This is a genomic window from Phycicoccus sp. HDW14, assembly GCF_011383005.1.
Taxonomy (GTDB): Bacteria; Actinomycetota; Actinomycetes; order Actinomycetales; family Dermatophilaceae; genus Phycicoccus.
The window spans coordinates 1,881,431-1,899,722 of the sequence record NZ_CP049935.1; the positions used below are offsets into that span (position 1 = coordinate 1,881,431).

At 73.8% G+C, this 18,292-nt stretch carries 14 protein-coding genes, 2 tRNA genes and 2 pseudogenes; 6 read left to right on the top strand and 12 right to left on the bottom strand.

The window, feature by feature from the left end; genetic code table 11:
• Positions 1-97: 97 nt before the first annotated feature.
• The 5 genes from G7075_RS09305 to G7075_RS09325 all read right to left on the bottom strand — a co-directional run bounded on the left by G7075_RS09305 (position 98) and on the right by G7075_RS09325 (position 5,912).
• Positions 98-826 (bottom strand): DUF4118 domain-containing protein, encoded by a 729-nt coding sequence (locus G7075_RS09305; protein WP_166121275.1) that lies wholly within the window; start codon positions 824-826, stop codon positions 98-100.
• Positions 827-910: 84 nt separating this feature from the next.
• Positions 911-3,046 carry a hypothetical protein gene (locus tag G7075_RS09310; RefSeq protein ID WP_166121277.1) on the bottom strand — a complete coding sequence of 712 codons (2,136 nt, stop codon included), beginning with the start codon at positions 3,044-3,046 and terminating at the stop codon, positions 911-913.
• A 146-nt stretch (positions 3,047-3,192) separates the two neighbouring features.
• Entirely contained in the window at positions 3,193-3,837 is a 645-nt protein-coding gene (locus G7075_RS09315; RefSeq protein ID WP_166121279.1) for an ATP-dependent Clp protease proteolytic subunit, read from the bottom strand.
• A gap of 28 nt (positions 3,838-3,865) precedes the next feature.
• Complete coding sequence (locus tag G7075_RS09320; protein ID WP_166121282.1) at positions 3,866-4,531, bottom strand: ATP-dependent Clp protease proteolytic subunit; 666 nt, start codon at positions 4,529-4,531, stop codon at positions 3,866-3,868.
• 121 nt (positions 4,532-4,652) lie between these two features.
• A complete protein-coding gene (locus G7075_RS09325; RefSeq protein ID WP_371814220.1) occupies positions 4,653-5,912 on the bottom strand; it encodes a sugar MFS transporter in 1,260 nt (419 codons plus the stop codon).
• 104 nt (positions 5,913-6,016) lie between these two features.
• On the opposite strand from G7075_RS09325, the gene G7075_RS09330 reads away from it, so the two are divergent.
• Positions 6,017-7,084, top strand: coding sequence for a LacI family DNA-binding transcriptional regulator (locus G7075_RS09330; RefSeq protein ID WP_166121284.1), 1,068 nt, complete (start codon positions 6,017-6,019; stop codon positions 7,082-7,084).
• Between the two features lie 58 nt (positions 7,085-7,142).
• Here the strand turns inward: G7075_RS09330 and tig are convergent, their stop codons facing one another.
• Positions 7,143-8,498, bottom strand: coding sequence for a trigger factor (gene tig / locus G7075_RS09335; protein WP_166124320.1), 1,356 nt, complete (start codon positions 8,496-8,498; stop codon positions 7,143-7,145).
• Positions 8,499-8,695: 197 nt separating this feature from the next.
• Here tig and G7075_RS09340 point away from each other — a divergent pair, with 197 nt between their 5' ends.
• Positions 8,696-9,670 (top strand): DUF389 domain-containing protein, encoded by a 975-nt coding sequence (locus G7075_RS09340; RefSeq protein WP_166121286.1) that lies wholly within the window; start codon positions 8,696-8,698, stop codon positions 9,668-9,670.
• Between the two features lie 15 nt (positions 9,671-9,685).
• Here the strand turns inward: G7075_RS09340 and G7075_RS09345 are convergent.
• Positions 9,686-9,759, bottom strand: a tRNA-Gly gene (locus G7075_RS09345).
• Positions 9,760-9,859: 100 nt separating this feature from the next.
• Here G7075_RS09345 and G7075_RS09350 point away from each other — a divergent pair.
• A tRNA-Pro gene (locus G7075_RS09350) sits at positions 9,860-9,933 on the top strand.
• A 187-nt stretch (positions 9,934-10,120) separates the two neighbouring features.
• Here the strand turns inward: G7075_RS09350 and G7075_RS09355 are convergent.
• The 5 genes and pseudogenes from G7075_RS09355 to G7075_RS09375 form a co-directional block, all read right to left on the bottom strand.
• Entirely contained in the window at positions 10,121-10,678 is a 558-nt protein-coding gene (locus tag G7075_RS09355; protein WP_166121289.1) for a hypothetical protein, read from the bottom strand.
• Positions 10,679-11,189: 511 nt separating this feature from the next.
• Entirely contained in the window at positions 11,190-11,870 is a 681-nt protein-coding gene (gene trmB / locus G7075_RS09360) for a tRNA (guanosine(46)-N7)-methyltransferase TrmB (RefSeq protein WP_240917998.1), read from the bottom strand.
• A gap of 31 nt (positions 11,871-11,901) precedes the next feature.
• Positions 11,902-13,014 carry a PP2C family protein-serine/threonine phosphatase gene (locus G7075_RS09365; protein ID WP_166121294.1) on the bottom strand — a complete coding sequence of 371 codons (1,113 nt, stop codon included), beginning with the start codon at positions 13,012-13,014 and terminating at the stop codon, positions 11,902-11,904.
• Positions 13,015-13,130: 116 nt separating this feature from the next.
• Positions 13,131-13,601, bottom strand: a complete 471-nt coding sequence (locus G7075_RS09370; RefSeq protein ID WP_166121297.1) for a ribose-5-phosphate isomerase — start codon at positions 13,599-13,601, stop codon at positions 13,131-13,133.
• Between the two features lie 2 nt (positions 13,602-13,603).
• A pseudogene (locus G7075_RS09375) lies at positions 13,604-14,160 on the bottom strand (disulfide bond formation protein DsbA).
• Between the two features lie 204 nt (positions 14,161-14,364).
• Between G7075_RS09375 and pepN the strand changes: the two are divergent.
• The 3 genes and pseudogenes from pepN (at position 14,365) to G7075_RS09390 (ending at position 18,260) form a co-directional block, all read left to right on the top strand.
• Entirely contained in the window at positions 14,365-16,917 is a 2,553-nt protein-coding gene (gene pepN / locus G7075_RS09380) for an aminopeptidase N (RefSeq protein ID WP_166121300.1), read from the top strand.
• Positions 16,904-17,866 carry a mechanosensitive ion channel family protein gene (locus G7075_RS09385; protein ID WP_166121303.1) on the top strand — a complete coding sequence of 321 codons (963 nt, stop codon included), beginning with the start codon at positions 16,904-16,906 and terminating at the stop codon, positions 17,864-17,866. Before pepN ends, G7075_RS09385 begins: the two co-directional genes overlap by 14 nt.
• A pseudogene (locus tag G7075_RS09390) lies at positions 17,863-18,260 on the top strand (globin). The gene G7075_RS09385 and the pseudogene G7075_RS09390 overlap by 4 nt, the downstream one beginning before the upstream one ends.
• Positions 18,261-18,292 lie beyond the last annotated feature (32 nt).

Sequence of the window (18,292 nt, forward strand, 5' to 3'; positions counted from 1 at the left end):
CCAGCTCGGCTCGACAACGCCCCCGACGCTACCTGCCGGGCGGTCCTGTCGCACCCATTGAACAGCCCACCGCGCGGCGCGTCGCGCTGGTTCGCTCTCAGCGCAACGACCCCGGGGCCGCGACCCGCACGAGGAGGGCGGCCACCCGCAGCTGCTCCCGGCTCGGGCGCACCACCCGGCCGGCCGCGGTGAGCGCCACGTGGCCGACCACCTCCTCACCGCGCCGGGCGCAGACGACGGTGACGCGGTCGGTGGGCAGCCCGTCGCGCGCGGGGTCGCCACGGTCGCCGGCCACCGACAGCGAGCCGTCCGGCAGCACCTCGGCATCCCGCCGGTCGGGTGGCCCGGCGTGCCAGCGCGAGCGGTCGGCGCCCACCACCTCGCCGACGGCCGCGGCCAGGGCCCGACCCCGCGCCTCCCCCGACGTGTCCTCCGGGAGGTCGAGCAGGGCCGCGACCCCGGAGAGGTAGCCCTCGCGCCGCGCCGAGTCGGCCCGTTCGCGCCGGGCGCGGATCGCCAGCTCGCTGACCGCCAGCCCGACGAGCACGAGCGCCAGCGCGAGCTCGACGTCCGCGGGGTCGGAGATGGCCAGGCTGAGGTACGGCGCGGTGAGGAAGACGTCGAACCCGATTGCGGCGCTCAGGGCGGCGAGCACCCCGGAGGTGCGGTCGCCGGCCGCGGCCAGCGCGACGACGGCGAGGACGAGCACGAGCGCGGCGGGCGCCCGGTCGACCACCCCCCGGACCAGCCCGAGGAGGGCGGCGACGGCGAACGGCCCACCGACGGCGGCGGCGTGCAGGAACGTGAGGTCACGGCGCGGCGACATGCCTCCAGCGCAGCACCGGCCGCCCGCTGCGTCAGGGCACCGACGCGACCTTGACGGCGCCCTGACGCGACCTTGACGCCGTGGTCAGCGCACCCAGCTGTGCGCCGCCGGTGCCCGACCGCCCGACGCCTTGGGGGCCCGGACGTCTCCGCCCGCCGCGGCCTTCTCGCGGGCCACGCCGGGCGCCACGGGCGGGAACGGCTCCCCTGCGATCGTCTCGGGGTACTGCGGGAAGCGCTCGAAGCTGCCGGTGACGTCCATGACGACGCCGAGGGTGCCGGCGGCGTTGTGCAGCCGGAAGCCGTTGCCCGTGTCGAGCCCCGGCCAGGCCGAGTTGGCGCGCGTGACGCCCTTCATGAGGTTGAGGTTGCTGGCCGTCGGGCGCGGACCGGCGTCCCACGACGTCAGGTAGGTGTTCGACGACGGCGTCACACCGGTGAGGTTGCCGACGAGGCTGAAGGTCTCCCGGCCGGCGACCGAGGTCGGGGCCTGCACCCGCTTGACCACGTTGGTGCCGATCGAGGTGAGCCCGAGGTCGGTGCGGGTGTCGACGACGCGGGTCGGCTTCAGGGGCCGGAAGCGCAGACCGAGGTCGCCCTCCTGCTCCTGCGCGAAGTACCCGACCACGTCGACGATCACGTGCGTGCTGGCCGACCCCGTGTTGGCGATCCAGATGGTCGGCACCTCCAGCCCGGGCGAGCCCGAGGCGGCGCGGGGCACGACGGCCATGTTCGCGGCCGTCAGGCCCTTGGTGTAGTTGAGCGTCGAGGTCGAGGGCGGCCCGTACTGCGGCTCGATGTCCGTCGCGCTGAGGTAGGAGGTCCCGGTCGTTCCCGTCGCCGTGATGTTGACGGCCAGGGCCTCGACCCGCCCGTTCGTGGCGGCACCGTAGTCGGCCCGCACGCCGAAGTACTGGTTGGGCCCGAGGCGCTCGCGCCAGTCGCTGCGCGAGTCGAAGAGGCGGGTCGGGTCGTGCGGGTAGAAGTCGGTGTTGCGACCGAGCGGCGCCACCTTGTCCTTGGCGTAGACACCCACGAGGTCGGCGACGAGGTGCACCGAGCCGGCGTTGTTGAAGAACGACACGGAGCCGTTGCTGCCGAGGGGGACGGTGACGAGGTTGGCACCGGTCCAGCCGGCGGGGAAGTTGATGCTCGAGGCCGTCGGACGGGTCGAGCCCGCGGGGTAGGCCGTGACGTGGCCCGCCCGGGTGGAGCCGGTGACCGTGAGGTTGAGGACCGCGGCCGCCGTGCCCGAGGACGGGATGACGCCGCGCCCGGCGACCTTCAGGGTGACCGTCTGGCCCGGTCCCACGGCGCCCTTGCGGACCCCCGTGCCCTTGCGGGTGTCCATGACGCGCCCGCTGAGCGGGGTGAGCTGGCCGCGCTGGGAGATCCACGACCCGTCGTTGCGCAGGAGGGTCCGGCTCGTCGCCCCATCGGCGGTGTGCACGAGGAACGGGTGGGACCCGCTGCGGTTGTCGGCCCGGGTGAAGGCAGGGCGCAGCTGCACGGCGCAGGTCTCGTGGTCGGCCAGGGTGCGGCCGGTGCAGCCGTCGCCGGCGTGGACCTTCACGTACTGCGGCTCCTGCCCGGCTTCCGCACCGACCTCGGTGGAGGTGACGGCCGGGGCCTCGCTGCCGTGCCCGGTGACGACGAGCGACTTCGCCGGGGCGATCTCGCCCATGACGACGGTGCCGAACTCGACGGTGGGCACGACGTCGATGCCTCCGTAGGGCACCGTCGACCCGGCGCGCACCTGACCCGACGGTGACCCGCCGCAGTCACCGGTCCAGTCGACGGCGAGGCTCGTCGGCGAGCCCGACCCGTCGAAGGTCAGCTCACGGACGGTCACGGTGCCCTCGACCTGGCAGCTGCTCGACGACCCCTCGCTGTACAGCAGCGAGAGCGGCCCGGAGGCCGAGACGGGGTGCTCGCCGGAGGTCGGCAGGTCGGCCACGCCGTTCTGGACGAAGAACCACGCGTAGCTGGGGTTGCTGCCGTCGGCGTGGGTCCCCGTGAGGTAGACGGCGTTCCGCTGGCCCTCCCAGGTCATCGTGGAGTTCGAGTCGTCGTCGACCCAGGCGCTCTCGCTCGACCCGCCGGTGGAGACGATGGCGCTGGCCGCGGCTCCCGCGGCCTCGGCGGCCGGCAGGGCCCCCACGAACGGTGCGACGGCCAGCGCCCCCACGACGACGGCGACCCACCCACGACGACGAGCCACGACGGCCCCCTTCTGCTCGGCAACGGGCGCAGCCTAGGTCCGCCGCGCGCCCCTGCAGCGCAGGTTTGCGAGAACTCGCAACCCCGGGCACGACGACGCCGCCCGGTCCGGGACCGGGCGGCGTCGTGCTGCGGGTGGGTCGAGCCTCAGGTCGAGGCCTTGCGCGAGGCGAGGACCTCGTCGATGAGGCCGTACTCCTTGGCCGCGTCGGCCGAGAGGATCTTGTCGCGCTCGATGTCCTTGCGGACGAGCTCGACGTCGCGCCCCGAGTGCTGGGCGATGGTCTCCTCGAGCCACTCGCGCATCCGGATGATCTCGTTGGCGTGGATCTCGAGGTCGGAGGCCATGCCGCCGGTGCCCTCGATCGCCGGCTGGTGGATGAGCACCCGGCTGTTCGGCAGCGCGAACCGCTTGCCGGGGGCGCCCGCGCCGAGGAGCACGGCCGCGGCGGAGGCGGCCTGCCCGATGACGAAGGTCTGCACGTCGGGGCGGATGTACTGCATCGTGTCGTAGATCGCGGTCATCGCCGTGAACGAGCCACCGGGGCTGTTGATGTACATGAGGATGTCGCGGTCGGGGTCCTGGGACTCGAGCACGATCAGCTGGGCGATGACGTCGTCGGCGGAGGCGTCGTCGACCTGCACCCCGAGGAAGATGATGCGGTCCTCGAACAGCTTGGTGTACGGGTCCAGGCGCTTCATGCCGTACGAGGTGCGCTCCTCGAACTGCGGCAGGATGTAGCGGCTCTGCGGGCCGGGCACGTGGAGACGGCCGGTCAGGTCTGCGTTCATGTCTCTCTCTCGCGTCGTCTCGGCCGGGTCAGTCGGAGGTGACCGGGTTGTCGACCCCGGGGCCCGTCATCGTCGCCTTGGTGATGACCTGGTCGACGAAGCCGTACTCCTTGGCCTCCGCGGCGGTGAACCACCGGTCGCGGTCGGAGTCGGACTCGATCTGCTCGACGCTCTGGCCCGTGTGCTGGGCGATGAGCTCGGCCATCTGCTTCTTGATGTGCAGGAGCTGCTCGGCCTGGATCTTGATGTCGGACGCGGTGCCGCCGATGCCGCCCGAGGGCTGGTGCATCATGACCCGCGCGTGCGGGGTGGCGTAGCGCTTGCCCGGCTCGCCGGCCGACAGGAGGAACTGGCCCATCGAGGCGGCCATGCCCATCGCGACGGTGGCGACGTCGTTGGGGATCCACTGCATGACGTCGAAGATCGCCATGCCCGCGGTGACCGAGCCACCCGGGGAGTTGATGTAGAGCCAGATGTCCTTCTCGGGGTCCTCGGCGGCGAGCAGGAGCATCTGCGCGCAGATGGCGTTCGCGTTGTCGTCGCGGACGTCGGAGCCGAGGAAGATGATCCGCTCCTTGAGGAGGCGGTTGTAGATGCTCTCGTCGAGGCCGGCCTTCTGGCCGTCGCCCGCGGCGACGATCTCGCTGCTGGTCACGCTGGGGTGCTCCTCGCTCGTGGGGGCTGTTCCTGACATGGACCCTAACGCCCGGCCCCCCGGCGGCACTCCACCACCGGCCCCGTGTTCGCCGTGAGCGCAACGACGACGAGGGCGGGCCCGCGCAGGGTGCGCGGGCCCGCCCCGGGTTCCCCTCCGGTCAGCCCAGCGGGCTGCCCGCAGCGGGGTCGGTGGGTCGCGGCGCACCGGCCGGACGGCCGGCCGGCTCGCGCACCGCGGGGACGGCGGACAGGGCGAGGATGGCCAGCGCGCCGACCACGAGCAGGGCGTGCAGGACGCCGGTGTGGTCGCCGAGGAAGCCGAGCAGGGGTGGGCCGCCGATGAAGGCGACGTAGCCGATCGTCGCGACGACCGACATCCGGGCCGCGGCCCGCTGGGGGTCGTCGGCCGAGGCGCTCATCCCGACCGGGAACCCGAGTGCCGCCCCGACGCCCCACACGGCCGCGCCGGCGAAGGCCAGCCAGTCCGTGCCGAAGACGACGAGCAGGGACCCGAGGACCGCGAGCCCGAAGCTGACGCGCAGCACCGGCACCCGCCCGTGCTCGTCGAGCAGCCGGGTCCCGAGGAGCCGGCCGACCGTCATGAAGCTGAGGAAGGTGGCGAACCCGAGGACGCCGGCCCAGGTGGGGAGGTCGTGCCCTTCCGAGAACGCGACGGAGAGCCAGTCGTTGGCGGTGCCCTCGGTGAAGGCGGCCGCGAGCACGACGACGCCGATGAGCAGGGTCCGCGGCTCGAGCCACGCCGAGCGCTGGCGCTCGCGGGCCTCGGGGGCCTCCTCCTCGGTGTCCTCCACCCCGCGCGGCAGGAACCGCGGCAGCGCCCACGCGGCACCCGCGACGCTGATGAGCGCGGCGCCGCCGAAGTGCAGCAGGAGGGGGACGTGAGCGGCCGACATCCCGGCGCCGACCAGGGCGGACAGGACGGTGCCGCCGGAGAAGGCCGCGTGGAAGTGCGGCATGACGGATGACCCGAGCTCGCGCTCGACCGCGGCCCCCTCGAGGTTCATCGAGACGTCCCAGAAGCCGACGCCGAGCCCGACGAGGAAGAGGCCGACCATCACGAGGAAGCGCGAGCCGTGCGCGTCGACGACGGCGCCGGTGGCCAGCAACCCCGCGAGGGAGAGCACGGCGCCGGCGGCGACGGTGCGGGCGGCGCCGAAGTGCCCGCAGACCCGGCCCGCGAGCGGGAGGCCGGTGACCGAGCCGACGCTGGCGGCCAGGAGGGTGGCGCCGAGCTCGCCCGCGCTGAGGCCGAGGGCCACCTTGGTGTCGGCGATCCGGGCCGCCCACGACGCGAAGACCAGACCCGCGAGCGCGAAGACGACGAAGACGGCGGTGCGCGCGGACCTCGCCCGCTGGGCGTCGAGGGTGGGGGCGGCGGCGGACATGGCGGTGGTCACGGAGTTCTCTCGAGGCGGGTGCTTGGGGTGGTCGAATCGATTCGATCGAATCGATTCGATATTGTCTGTCCCGTGCCCCGCCCGAGTCAAGCCGACGGACGCCGGTGAGCGCCCCCGCGCGCCGTCCGACGCTGCGCGACGTCGCCGCGCGCGCGGGCGTCTCCACCTCCACCGCCTCCCTCGTCTTCAGCGGCAAGGGTCCGGTCGCCGCCGCCACCGCCGACCGCGTGCGGACGGCCGCCGCCGAGCTCGCCTTCTCCGGGCCCGACCCGCTCGCCACCTCGCTGCGCCAGGGCCGGGTCGGCACGGTCGCCGTCATCGTCGAGGCGCCGCTGCGGGAGGCCTTCCGCGACCCCTTCGCCCTCGCCGTCCTCGACGGCCTGGCCGACGAGCTCGAGGCCGCCGACCGCACGATGCTCCTCGTCGCCCAGCCGGCCGACGACCCGGTGCGCGCCGTCGGCCAGCTCTCGGGCCAGGCCGTCGACGCCGTCGTCTTCCCGCTGTGCGGCGTCCGCGACAACCCGGTCGTCGAGCACCTCGCGGCCCGCGGCGTGCCGCTCGTCGGCAGCGGCTCCCCCGACGCACCGGGCGTCGCCCACGTGCGCACCGACGAGGAGGCGGCGATCGGCCTGACGACGCGACACGTGCTCGGGCTGGGCCACACCCGCCTCGCGCACGTCTCGATGGCGCTCGCGCCCGGGTCGCGCACCCGTCCGCTGCGACCCGGTGACCTCGACGCGGCCCGCTACCCCGACTCCTCCGGTCGGCTGCGCGGCTTCCGCGCGCTGGCCGGCGAGGCCGCGCCCGTCGTCGTCACCGCCGACCTCACCGTGGGCTCGGGCGAGGAGGCCGGCCGGCTGCTCCTCGACGTGCCGGCCGGGCGACGTCCCACCGCGGTCGTCTGCCAGTCCGACCTGCTCGCGGCCGGTGTCGTCCGGGCCGCCTGGGCGCTCGGCCTGCGGGTGCCCGAGGACGTGTCGGTCACCGGGTTCGACGGCGTCGAGCTGCCCTGGCTCGACGCGACGCTGACGACCGTGCTGCAGCCCGGGGTCGAGAAGGGCCACGCCCTCGGGCGACTGGTGCGCCGCGCGCTCGACGGCGAGCCCGTCGACGACATCGGGTTCCCGGTCTCGCTGCGCGTCGGCACGACGACCGCTCCCCCACCGGCCTGACACGCGACGACGCCGCGCCCCGGATGGGGGCGCGGCGTCGGTCGGTGCGGTGGGGGCGTCAGGCCTTCGCCGGCTCCTCGGCGTCCGCCTCGGTCTCGACCTCGGCCTCGACGGCCTCCGGGGCGTCGTCGGCCGGGGCCTCCTCGGCGTCCGGCACGAGCTCGTCGAGGTCGACCGCGTTGCCGCTGGCGTCGGTGACGGTCGCCTCGTCGAGGACGGCGGCCAGCGCCTTGCGGCGGGCGACCTCCTGGACCATCGAGGGGATCTGGCCCTGCTGGTCGATGGCCTGGGCGAACTGGTTGGGGTCCATGCCGTACTGCTGCGCGCTCATCACGAGGTACTCGATGAGCTCGGGCTGCTCGACCTTGACCTCGAGCTTCTCGGCGATGGCGTCGAGGAGGAACTGGGCCTTGAGCGCCTTGCGCGTCGACTCGTCGACCTCGGCGCGGTGCTCGTCGTCCTCGAGGCGGTTCTCGCCCTCGAGGTGGGAGTGCACCTCGGCCTCGACGATCCCGTCGGGGACCGGCACGTCGACGGTCTCGAGGAGGTGCTCGAGGACCTTGTCGCGGGCCTGGATGCCCTGCTCGTACTTCTTGGCCTGCTCGGCCTGGGCCACGACGTCGGCGCGCAGCTCGTCGAGGGTGTCGAACTGGGAGGCCAGCTGGGCGAACTCGTCGTCGAGCTCGGGGAGCTCGCGGACCTTGACCGACTGGACGGTGACGGTGCAGTCGGCGTCCTGGCCCTCGTTGTCGCCACCGGCGAGCGGGGCGGTGAAGGTCTTGGTCTCGCCGGCGGACATGCCGATGAGCGCCTCGTCCATGCCCTCGAGCATGTTCTTGCTGCCGACCTCGTAGGAGACGTTGGTGACCGAGTCGATCTCCTCGCCGTCGATGCTGGCCGACAGGTCGATGGAGACGTGGTCGCCGTCCTCGACGGCCCGCTCGACCCCGACGAGGGTGCCGAAGCGCTCGCGCAGGGAGGTCATCCGCTCCTCGACGTCCTCGTCGGCGACGGCGACGTCGTCGACGCTGACCGCGATGCCCGTGAGCTCGGGGAGCTCGATGGTCGGGCGGACGTCGGTCTCGACGGTGAAGGTGAGGTCCTGGCCGTCCTCGAGGGGCACGGCGGTGACGTCGACGTCGGGCTGGCCGATGGCGCGCACGTCCTCGGCCTCGGCGGCCTCGGCGAAGAACTTGGGGAGGGCCTCGTTGACGGCCTCCTGGACGACGGCGCCGCGACCGACCCGCTGGTCGATGATCCGCGACGGGACCTTGCCCTTGCGGAAGCCGGGGACCTGGATCTGCGACCCGATGGTCCGGTAGGCGTCGTCGAGCATGGGCTTCAGCTCGTCGAACGGGACCTCGACGGTCAGCTTGACCCGGGTCGGGCTGAGGGTCTCGACGGCACTCTTCACTTCGGGCACTCCACCTGGGGTGTCGGGTTCAGGGACGCGCGTCGTCGGGCCGGTGGGCCGGTCGCTCCGGGGGCGCGCACGGGGCGCGGCGCCCGGGACGACGCCAAAGACCCATGCTAGCGGCCCGGCGCGGGCGCTCCGAATCGACCCTCGCGCCGTGGGCCTGCCCCCTCCCCCGGCTGCGGCACACTTCCTCCGTGCTGTCGCTGCGTGTCACCGTCCCGGCCCACCTGAGCGACGAGGTCGTCGCCGTCCTCGACGCCGACGACTACGTCACCGGTCTCGCCGTCCTCCGGGGCGCCTCGGTCAAGCCGCCCGGCGACGTCGTCACCGCCGACGTCGCGCGCGAGGGCGCCAACCCGGTCATCGAGGCGCTGCGCGACCTCGGGGTGCACGAGGAGGGGACCATCCGGGTCGAGGCGGTGACGACGTGGGTGTCGCGGGCCGGGCTGGACGCCGAGCGGCGCGCCCCCGGGGCCAGCGCCGACGCCGTCGTGTGGACCGAGGTCGGCAACCGCGCCTACGAGGACTCCGAGCTGAACTGGACGTACCTGTCGTTCATGGCGCTCGCCACGCTCATCGCCGGCATCGCCATCGTCCTCGACTCCCCCATCCTCGTCATCGGCGCCATGGTGCTCGGGCCGGAGTTCGGGCCGATCGCCGCCCTCGGGCTGGCCCTGGTGCGCCGCAAGTGGGGGCTCTTCGGGCTCGCCGCGCGCACCCTGGTGCTGGGGTTCGCCGCGGGGATGGTGGTCACGTTCGTCGCGGGGCTGGTCGGGCGGGGGCTCGGGTGGGTGACCTACGAGGACATCGTCGGCGAGCGCCCGGCGACGGCGTTCATCTACACCCCGGACCGCTGGAGCTTCATCGTCGCGGTCATCGCCGCCGCGGCCGGGGTGCTGTCGCTGACGTCGGCCCGCACGGGCGGGCTGTCGGGGGTGTTCATCTCCGTGACGACGGTGCCGGCCGCGGGCAACGTGGCGCTCGGGGCGGCCTTCGGGGCGTGGCACGAGGTGACGGGGTCGCTCGCCCAGCTGGGGCTCAACCTCACCGGCATGGCCGTGGCCGGGTGGCTGACCCTGTCGCTGCAGCAGGCCGTGTGGTCACGGGTGCCGGCGCGGCGGCGGACCCTGGTGCGCGGTCGGCCGGTGGTCGGCCGGCCCGAGGACTGAGCGACCGGTCGGTGGTGGAGCGGGCGACGGGAATCGAACCCGCGTAGCCAGTTTGGAAGACTGGGGCTCTACCATTGAGCTACGCCCGCGCACCTCGTCGGCGTGCACCGCGAGGGCAGCGCTAGCCTAGGGCCCGCGCTCGCGGGATCCGAAATCACACCGACTCGCCTCGGTCGGTCCAGTGCGCCGCGGGGTATGGCGCAGCTTGGTAGCGCGTCCGCTTTGGGAGCGGAAGGCCGCCGGTTCGAATCCGGCTACCCCGACACGACGACAGGCCGATGCGCGGAGCGCATCGGCCTGTGGCGTGCCGGGGCCGGATGACGGCAGCGGGCGTGAGGCACCGAGGGACGAGGTGGCTCACCCCGCGGGTCCGGCTACCCCGACACCGACACCGTCGGGTGATGCAGGAGGCGAGGCATCCCCCGCCTCCTGCATCACCGCGCAGGGATGTCAGGCCGCGGCACGCGCGAGCAGGGCGGCGCGGGCCCTGGCGACCTGGTCCAGGCACCGCGCCGGATCGAGACGGAGCGCCAGGACCGGCAACCGGAGCACCCGCTCGCCACCGATGACCACCTCGTTGGCACGCAACGCGTCGTCGACGGGGGCGAGGGCCAGCAGGTGGTGCGCACCGTCGACCTCCACCACGAGTCCGACGTCGTCCCACACCGCGTCGAGGTACAGCCGACCGCCGGGGGCACGACGCACCACCTGTCGGTCGGGCGCGGGAAGCCCTGCACGCCGGCACATCCGGGACAGGTCGAGCTCACCGAGGCTGTGGGCACCGTCGCAGACGTCCCGGATCACGGCATCGAGCACCCGGTGCCGCCGACCGCCCCTGACCTCCGCCCAGGCCGCCAGCAGACGGGCGGGGTGGACGAGCCGCTGCTGCACGGCGAGGCAGACGACGAGAGCGGCCTCGCGGTCGGTGCGTGCCCACTGCGCGCCGCGGATGGTCGCCACCTCGACCCGAGCGCGCGGCAGGCCGGCGCGCACCACCGGACCCAGCACCTGCCGTCGGCGTGCCCTGACCCTCGACCCGTCGGAGGCGACTCGAGCGCGGCAGGCTGACGTCCACCGGCGCGGACGTGAAGCCCGTCAGGCCCGCGGCCTGCAGCGCGCTGACGCCGTCGAGGACGGCCCTCGACCCCGACTCCCACACCGCACGCCACCACGACGCCCGTCCGCTCGGGACGTCGACGCCCCGGACGACCGTGTGCCGCCCGGCCGTGCTCCAGCGCCCGGCCTCGACCTCGGCGCGGACGTCCTCACGGCTCACCCCCGCTCGCCTCAGGGTCTCCCGGTGCGCCACGCCGTCGTGCTCGTCGAAGAGCGGCCCCGCGCGGGCCGCCCGTTCCGCGCGAGGGCGGCGTCGTGGTGTGCCGGGCATGCACGAGAGCCTGCCCGAGTCGACCACCCCGGCACGGGGGGCCTGTGGACAACCGCGAACGGTCATGCAGGACGCGGCCCTGGGCTCGCCTTCTGCATCACCGCGGGGCATCCGCGAGCGCGCCGCGGCGGGTCAGGGGCGGAGGGTGCAGCGGAACTCCGAGACACCCCGGCCGTGCCGCAGCCCCTTGGCCTCGAAGCCGTCGTCGGGGCGCCAGTCCGGTCGCTCCCCCTCGACGACGTCGAACCCGCCGTGTGCGGCCAGCTGCGTGCGGCAGTGCGCGGCGTAGGAGTCGATGTCGGTCGCGACGAGCAGCACGCCACCGGGTGCCAGCCGGGAGGCCAGCAGCGACAGGGTGTGCTGCTGGACGAACCGGCGCTTGGCGTGCTTCTGCTTCGGCCAGGGGTCGGGGAAGAACAGGTGCACCGCCGCCAGCGTCCCGGGCGCGACCCGCTCGGTGAGCAGCGGCAGCGCGTCGCCGGCGTGCACCCAGAGGTTGGCGACCCCGGCCGCGTCGGCGGCGGCGAGCATCCGGGCGATGCCGGGCACGTGCACGTCGACCGCCACCACGTCGGCCTCCGGGTGCGCCGCCGCGTACGCGATGGCGGCCGCACCGTGCCCCGACCCGATCTCCAGCACGACCGGCCCCGAGCGCCCGAACGCCTCGACGGGCACGAGCGGCCCCTCGGGCAGCGCCCGGGCCGGCAGCAGCGTGGCCATCCGCTCGTCGGTCAGCGGGCTGTTGCGCCAGCGGGGCGTGAAGGTGCGCACGCCCTCGCGAGGGGTGTGGTCGAGGTCCGGGCGGGCGGGCACGAGCAGGGGCCTTTCGGGGTGGGACGAGGGGTCAGACGCGGCGGACCGCGAGGGCGGCCCGGTCGTCATCCTCCCCCGACCGCGCCGACTCGCACACATCGCGGGCGACGTCGCCGCCGCTCAGCACGGACGCCGCGGCGACCCCGAGCATCCGGTCGATGCCGTCGACGAGGTCGCGGTCACGCGCCTCCACGACGCCGTCGGAGTAGACGAGCAGTGCGTCGCCGCGCTCGAGGCGGCCGGACTGGCGGGGGAAGCTGACCCCCGGCACGACACCGAGCACCGGTCCGCGGCCGCCGTCCATGAGGGTCCACCGCGCCCGCCCCGAGGTGTAGACGGCCGGCGCGGGGTGTCCGGCGCTGGCCACGGAGTAGAGGCCGCTGCGCAGGTCGAGCTCGACGTGCACCGCGGTGGCGAAGCCCTCGTGCCAGCCCTGGCGCACGAGGTAGTCGTTCGCGGCCCGGAGGAAGTCGGCGGGCGGCACGGCACCGAGGAGCCCGCCGAGCGCCCCGGAGAGCAGCAGCGAGCGCGTGCCCGCCGCCGTCCCCTTGCCGCTGACGTCGACGAGCGCGACCTCGAACCGCTCGCCGTCGCCCTCGAGGTGGGCGACGACGAAGTCCCCGGAGAAGCGGTCGCCGTGGGCCGAGCGGATGCACGAGGTCGCCGCCCACCCCTCGGGCATCGCCGGCACCTGGCCACCGCGCACGATGCGGTCGCGCAGCTCGGCGAACATCCGGTCGCCACCGAGGCCCCGGGTCCCGAGCAGCGCGCGCGAGCGCGCGATGAGCACCGCCTGCCACATGACGAGCGCGACCGCGACGCTGACGCCGGCCACCCGCGTCGGGGACAGCAGCGAGCCCGGGCCCCACGCGAAGACCACGAGCCCGGCCCCCACGAGCACGATCGCCAGCCGGCGGGGCTCGAGCAGCAGCCCCGCGACGACGAGCAGCGGGAAGAGCAGGGAGATGGGGACGAGGTCGGGGCGGACCACGGCGCCGACGCCGACGAGCGTCACCGCGACGACGAGCGCGACGACGAGCCAGCGGCCCTGGTCGACACCGGCGAAGCGGTTCGGGAAGACGAGGCGACGGGACCCGTCAACGGCCACGCGGCGCGAGCCGGACCGCCCGGCGCCTGCTGTCATGCTCGGCCTCCTGCCACGTCGTGCGGGCAGGCGCCAGAGTAGTGGCACCCGATCGGGCGCCGCCAGAGAACCGGGGACCTCGGGGCGCGGGTCGTCGAGGGCGCTGCGGAGCAGGGTCAGCCGACCGGCGGCAGGGTGCCGTCGGCCTCGTAGGCCTCGATCATCCGGAGGCGACGGACGTGCCGCTCCTCGCCGGAGAAGGGGGTCGCGACGAAGGTGCGCACCATCGCGCGGGCCACCTCCGGCTCCGACATCCGGGCGCCGATCGAGAGGATGCGGGCGTCGTTGTGCTCGCGGGCCAGGCGGGCCAGCTCCTCGTCGTAGGCGAGCGCCGCGCGCACGCCGCGGACCTTGTTGGCGGCCATCTGCTCTCCGTTGCCGGAGCCGCCGAGGACGACCCCGAGCGCCTCGGGGTCGGCGGCGACGGCCTCGGCCGCGCGCAGCACGAAGACCGGGTAGTCGTCCTCCGCGTCGTACTCGTGCGGACCGTGGTTCGTCACCTCGTGGCCCTCGGCCTCGAGGAGCGCGACGAGGTCGTTCAACATCTCGAAGGCGGCGTGGTCGGCGCCGACGTGGACGCGGGCCATCGTCAGTCCTCCGTGTCGAAGATCGGGCCCTGCGTGCGCGAGCGCTTCAGCTCGTAGAAGCCGGGGGTGCGGGCGAGCAGGAGGCAGCCGTCCCAGAGCAGGCCGGCGGCCTCGCCCTTGGGGGCCGGAGTGACGACCGGGCCGAAGAAGGCGACGCCGTCGACGGCGACGACCGGGGTGCCCACGTCGTCGCCGACGAGCTCGATGGCCCGCTGGTGGCTGGCCCGCAGCTCGGTGTCGTGCGCGTCGGAGGTCGCGGCGTCGGCGAGCTCGGCCGGCAGGCCGAGGTCGGCCAGCGCACCGGCGATGGCCGTGTCGTAGCCCTCCTCGCGGTGGTGGATGCGGGTGCCGAGCGCGTCGTAGAGCGGCTTGACGACCTCGTCGCCGTGGGCCGCGCGGGCGGCGATGACGACGCGCACCGGCCCCAGCCCTTGTCCATCATCGCGCGGTAGTCCTCGGGCAGGTCGCGGCCCTCGTTGAGGACGGACAGGCTCATGACCGACCAGGTGACGTCGACGTCGCGGACCTGCTGCACCTCCCCCATCCAGCGGGAGGTCATCCAGGCCCAGGGGCACAGCGGGTCGAACCAGAACTCTGCGGAGGCGCGCCCGGCGGCGCTCGTCGTGGTGGTCACGGAGTCATCCTGCCACCGCGCACCGACCCCCGACGGCCCTCCCCCGGCCTGCTCGGCCGGCCCCGGGGGCGTGACAGGATTGGTGCTCGCGCGCGACCCCGCGCCGCCTCACCACCGCAAGGAGACCCTGTGCCCGGCACGAACCTCACGCGCGACGAGGCCGCCGCGCGCGCCGCCCTCGTCACCGTCGACACCATCGACGTCGTCCTCGACGTCACGACGGGTCCGGAGACGTTCGCGACGACCAGCACCCTCCGCTTCGCCTGCACCACCCCCGGTGCCGAGACCTTCCTCGACTTCGTCGGGGCCTCGGTCGAGCGGATCACCGTCAACGGCACCGACCTCGACCCGGCGGAGCACTTCTCCGACAGCCGCATCCGGCTGACCGGGCTGGCCGCCGACAACGAGGTCGTCGTGGAGGCCACCGGCCGTTTCACGAACACCGGTGAGGGGCTGCACCGCTTCGTCGACCCGGTCGACGACGAGGTCTACCTCTACACGCAGTTCGAGGTGCCGGACAGCCGCCGGATGTACCCCGTGTTCGAGCAGCCCGACCTCAAGGCCGCCTTCGCGTTCACGGTCACCGCGCCCGCGCACTGGCAGGTCGTCTCCAACTCCCCCACGCCCGAGCCGACGCCGGCCGCCGAGGGCACCGCGACCTGGGCCTTCGAGCGCACGCCGCGCCTCTCGAGCTACATCACCGCGCTCGTCGCCGGCCCCTACGACGTCGTGCGCGACTCCGTCGCCACCCGCGGTGGTGAGGTGCCGCTCGGCATCTTCTGCCGGAAGTCGCTCACCCCGTACCTCGACGCCGACAACCTCTTCGCGCTGACCAAGAAGGGCTTCGCGTTCTTCGAGGAGGAGTTCGACTGCGCGTACCCGTTCGCGAAGTACGACCAGCTCTTCACGCCCGAGTACAACGCGGGCGCCATGGAGAACGCCGGCGCCGTGACCATCGCCGAGATCTACGTCTTCCGCTCCAAGGTCACCGAGGCCCTCGTCGAGCGTCGCGCCCTGACCGTGCTCCACGAGCTCGCCCACATGTGGTTCGGCGACCTCGTGACGATGCGCTGGTGGAACGACCTGTGGCTCAACGAGTCCTTCGCCGAGTGGGCCTCCACGACCTGCCAGGCCGAGGCCACCGAGTGGACCGACGCGTGGACCACCTTCGGCACCTACGAGAAGGACTGGGCCTACCGCCAGGACCAGCTCTCGACGACCCACCCGATCGTCGCCGACATCAGCGACCTGCGCGACGTCGAGGTCAACTTCGACGGCATCACCTACGCCAAGGGCGCCTCGGTGCTCAAGCAGCTCGTCGCCTACGTCGGCCGCGACGCCTTCCGTGACGGCCTGCGCACCTACTTCCGCAAGCACTCGTGGGGCAACACGACCCTAGAGGACCTGCTCGTCGAGCTCGAGGCCACCTCGGGCCGCGACCTGCGCTCGTGGTCGCGCGCCTGGCTCGAGACCGCCGGTGTCAACACGCTGCGTCCGGCCGTGGAGGTCGACGAGTACGGCCGCATCACGTCCGCCGTCATCGAGCAGACCCACGCCGAGGGGTACGCGACGCTGCGTCCGCACCGGCTGGGGGTCGGGCTGTACGAGGTCCGCGACGGTGCCCTCGAGCGCACGGACCTGCTCGAGGTCGACGTCGACGGCGCCCGCACCGAGGTCCCCGCCCTCGTCGGTCGCCCGCAGCCCGACCTGCTGCTCGTCAACGACGACGACCTCGCCTACGCGAAGATCCGCCTCGACGAGCGGTCGCTGGCCACGGCGCTGGCCCACCCGCGCGGCTTCACCTCCTCGCTCCCCCGCGCCCTCGTGCTCGCGTCGGCCTGGGACATGACCCGCGACGCCGAGATGGGCGCGCGCTCGTTCGTCGACCTCGTCCTCGCCAGCCTGCCCGGCGAGTCCGACTCGACGCTGCTGCGCACGCTCATCCTCCAGCTGCGCTCGGCTGTGCTGTCGTACACGGCTCCGGCACACCGCGAGTCGACGCGCGAGGCCACCCGCGACCGGCTCTGGGAGATCGCCCGCGACGCGGAGCCGGGCAGCGACGCCCAGCTCCAGCTCGTCACGGCGGCGGCCGGCCTGACCACGGCCGGTGACGACCCCACGACGCTGCGCGGCCTGCTCGACGGCACCGAGGTGCTCGAGGGTCTCGACGTCGACTTCGAGATGCGCTGGACCCTGCTCACGGCCCTCGCCGCGGCCGGCGCCGCCACCGAGGCCGACATCGACGCCGAGCGGGCCCGCGAGGACACCGCCACCGGTCGCGAGCGGGCCGCGAAGGCGCTGGCCTCCGTCCCGACCGCCGAGGCCAAGGAGCGAGCGTGGCGCGAGGCGGTCGAGGAGACCGGCAAGCCGAACGCCGTCGTCGACGCCATCGGGCTCGGGTTCGCCCGTGGCGCAACGCCTCCCGAGCTGCTGCGCCCCTTCGTCGAGCGCTACTTCACGATGCTCGACACCGTGGAGGAGAAGGGCTCGCACGCCCTCGTGGAGGGGATCGTCCTCGGCTTCTACCCCTTCCCCGTCGTCGACGCCGGTCTCCTGGAGGCCACGCAGGCCTGGCTCGACGCCAACCCCGACCGTCCCGCCGCGCTGCGCCGTCTCGTCGCCGAGAACCGCGACCCGGTGGCGCGCGCGCTCGCCGCCCAGGAGCGCGATGCCCGTGAGTGATGCGGTGACCGCCCTCTCGACCCTCGACGTCTCCACCCTCGACGCGCAGGTCGTCGCGAACTACTGGGACAAGGTCCAGACCTGGCTGCTCGGCGACGGCATCCGCGTCCTCGTCACCCTGCTGATGGGTCTCGTCGCGCGCTGGGCGCTGCACCGGGTCATCGGCCGGGTCGTCGCGACGATGACCTCGCGGACGGCGGCCCGCATCGCCGACAGCGGTGGGGCGGGCCGCGTGCTGGCCACCGCCACCGGCCTCGCGAACGAGCGGCACCGGCAGCGGGTCGAGACGATGGGCTCGCTGCTGCGGAGCATCTCGACGTTCGTGGTCGGCACGGTCACGGTGCTCACCGTGATGGCCCTCGTCGGGCTGCCGCTCGGGCCGCTGCTCGCCTCGGCCGGCGTCGGCGGCGTGGCCCTCGGCTTCGGCGCGCAGAGCCTCGTCAAGGACTTCCTCTCCGGCATCTTCATGATGCTCGAGGACCAGTACGGGGTCGGCGACGTCATCGACACCGGCGAGGCCATCGGCACCGTCGAGGAGGTCACGCTGCGGGTCACCCGGCTGCGCGACGCCGACGGCATCGTCTGGTACGTCCGCAACGGCGAGGTGATCCGGATCGGCAACCGGTCGCAGGGCTACTCCGCGGCCTGGGTCGACATGCCCGTCTCCTACCTCGAGGACATCGAGCGGGTCCTCGGCGTCGTGCGCGACGTGGCCGAGGCCTTCGGTGCCGACCCCGCGTGGGAGGAGAAGCTCATCGAGGCGCCCACCGTCCTCGGCGTCGACTCGATCACCGGCCAGACGGTGACCGTGCGCGTGCTCGCCAAGTGCGTGGCCGGCGAGAACTTCGGCGTGCAGCGCGAGCTGCGTGCCCGCATCAAGGCCGCCTTCGACGCGCACGGCATCCAGGGACCGCCGCTGCCGCCCTTCGCACCGGGAGCCCGCCCATGAGCCTGTACGAGGAGGTCGGTGGCGCACCGACGTTCGAGCGGCTGGTCGCCGCCTTCTACGAGGGCGTCGCCGCCGACGACGCCCTGCGGGCCCTCTACCCCGAGGAGGACCTCGCCCCGGCCGAGCGCCGGCTGCGGATGTTCCTCACGCAGTACTTCGGGGCCCGAACACCTACAGCGAGGAGCGGGGCCACCCCCGCCTGCGGATGCGGCACGCGCCGTTCCCGGTGACGCTCGACATGCGCGACCGGTGGATGCGGCACATGCTCGACGCCGTCGAGCGGGCCGCCATCCCCGAGCCGCAGGCCGAGCAGATGCGCGACTACTTCCTGCGTGCCGCGCACATGCTGGTCAACACCGACGACGGCCACGGGCACCCGCCGCTCACCCCCTGAACGGGCCCGCGGTTCGGTTTCGCCGGGGACAC

Bases quoted from the DNA above. Each gene is read 5' to 3' on its own strand.
- G7075_RS09305 (WP_166121275.1), bottom strand. From the start codon at position 826: ATGTCGCCGCGCCGTGACCTCACGTTCCTGCACGCCGCCGCCGTCGGT.
- G7075_RS09315 (WP_166121279.1), bottom strand. From the start codon at position 3,837: ATGAACGCAGACCTGACCGGCCGTCTCCACGTGCCCGGCCCGCAGAGC.
- G7075_RS09320 (WP_166121282.1), bottom strand. From the start codon at position 4,531: ATGTCAGGAACAGCCCCCACGAGCGAGGAGCACCCCAGCGTGACCAGC.
- G7075_RS09365 (WP_166121294.1), bottom strand. From the start codon at position 13,014: ATGACAGCAGGCGCCGGGCGGTCCGGCTCGCGCCGCGTGGCCGTTGAC.
- G7075_RS09370 (WP_166121297.1), bottom strand. From the start codon at position 13,601: ATGGCCCGCGTCCACGTCGGCGCCGACCACGCCGCCTTCGAGATGTTG.
- G7075_RS09385 (WP_166121303.1), top strand. From the start codon at position 16,904: ATGCCCGTGAGTGATGCGGTGACCGCCCTCTCGACCCTCGACGTCTCC.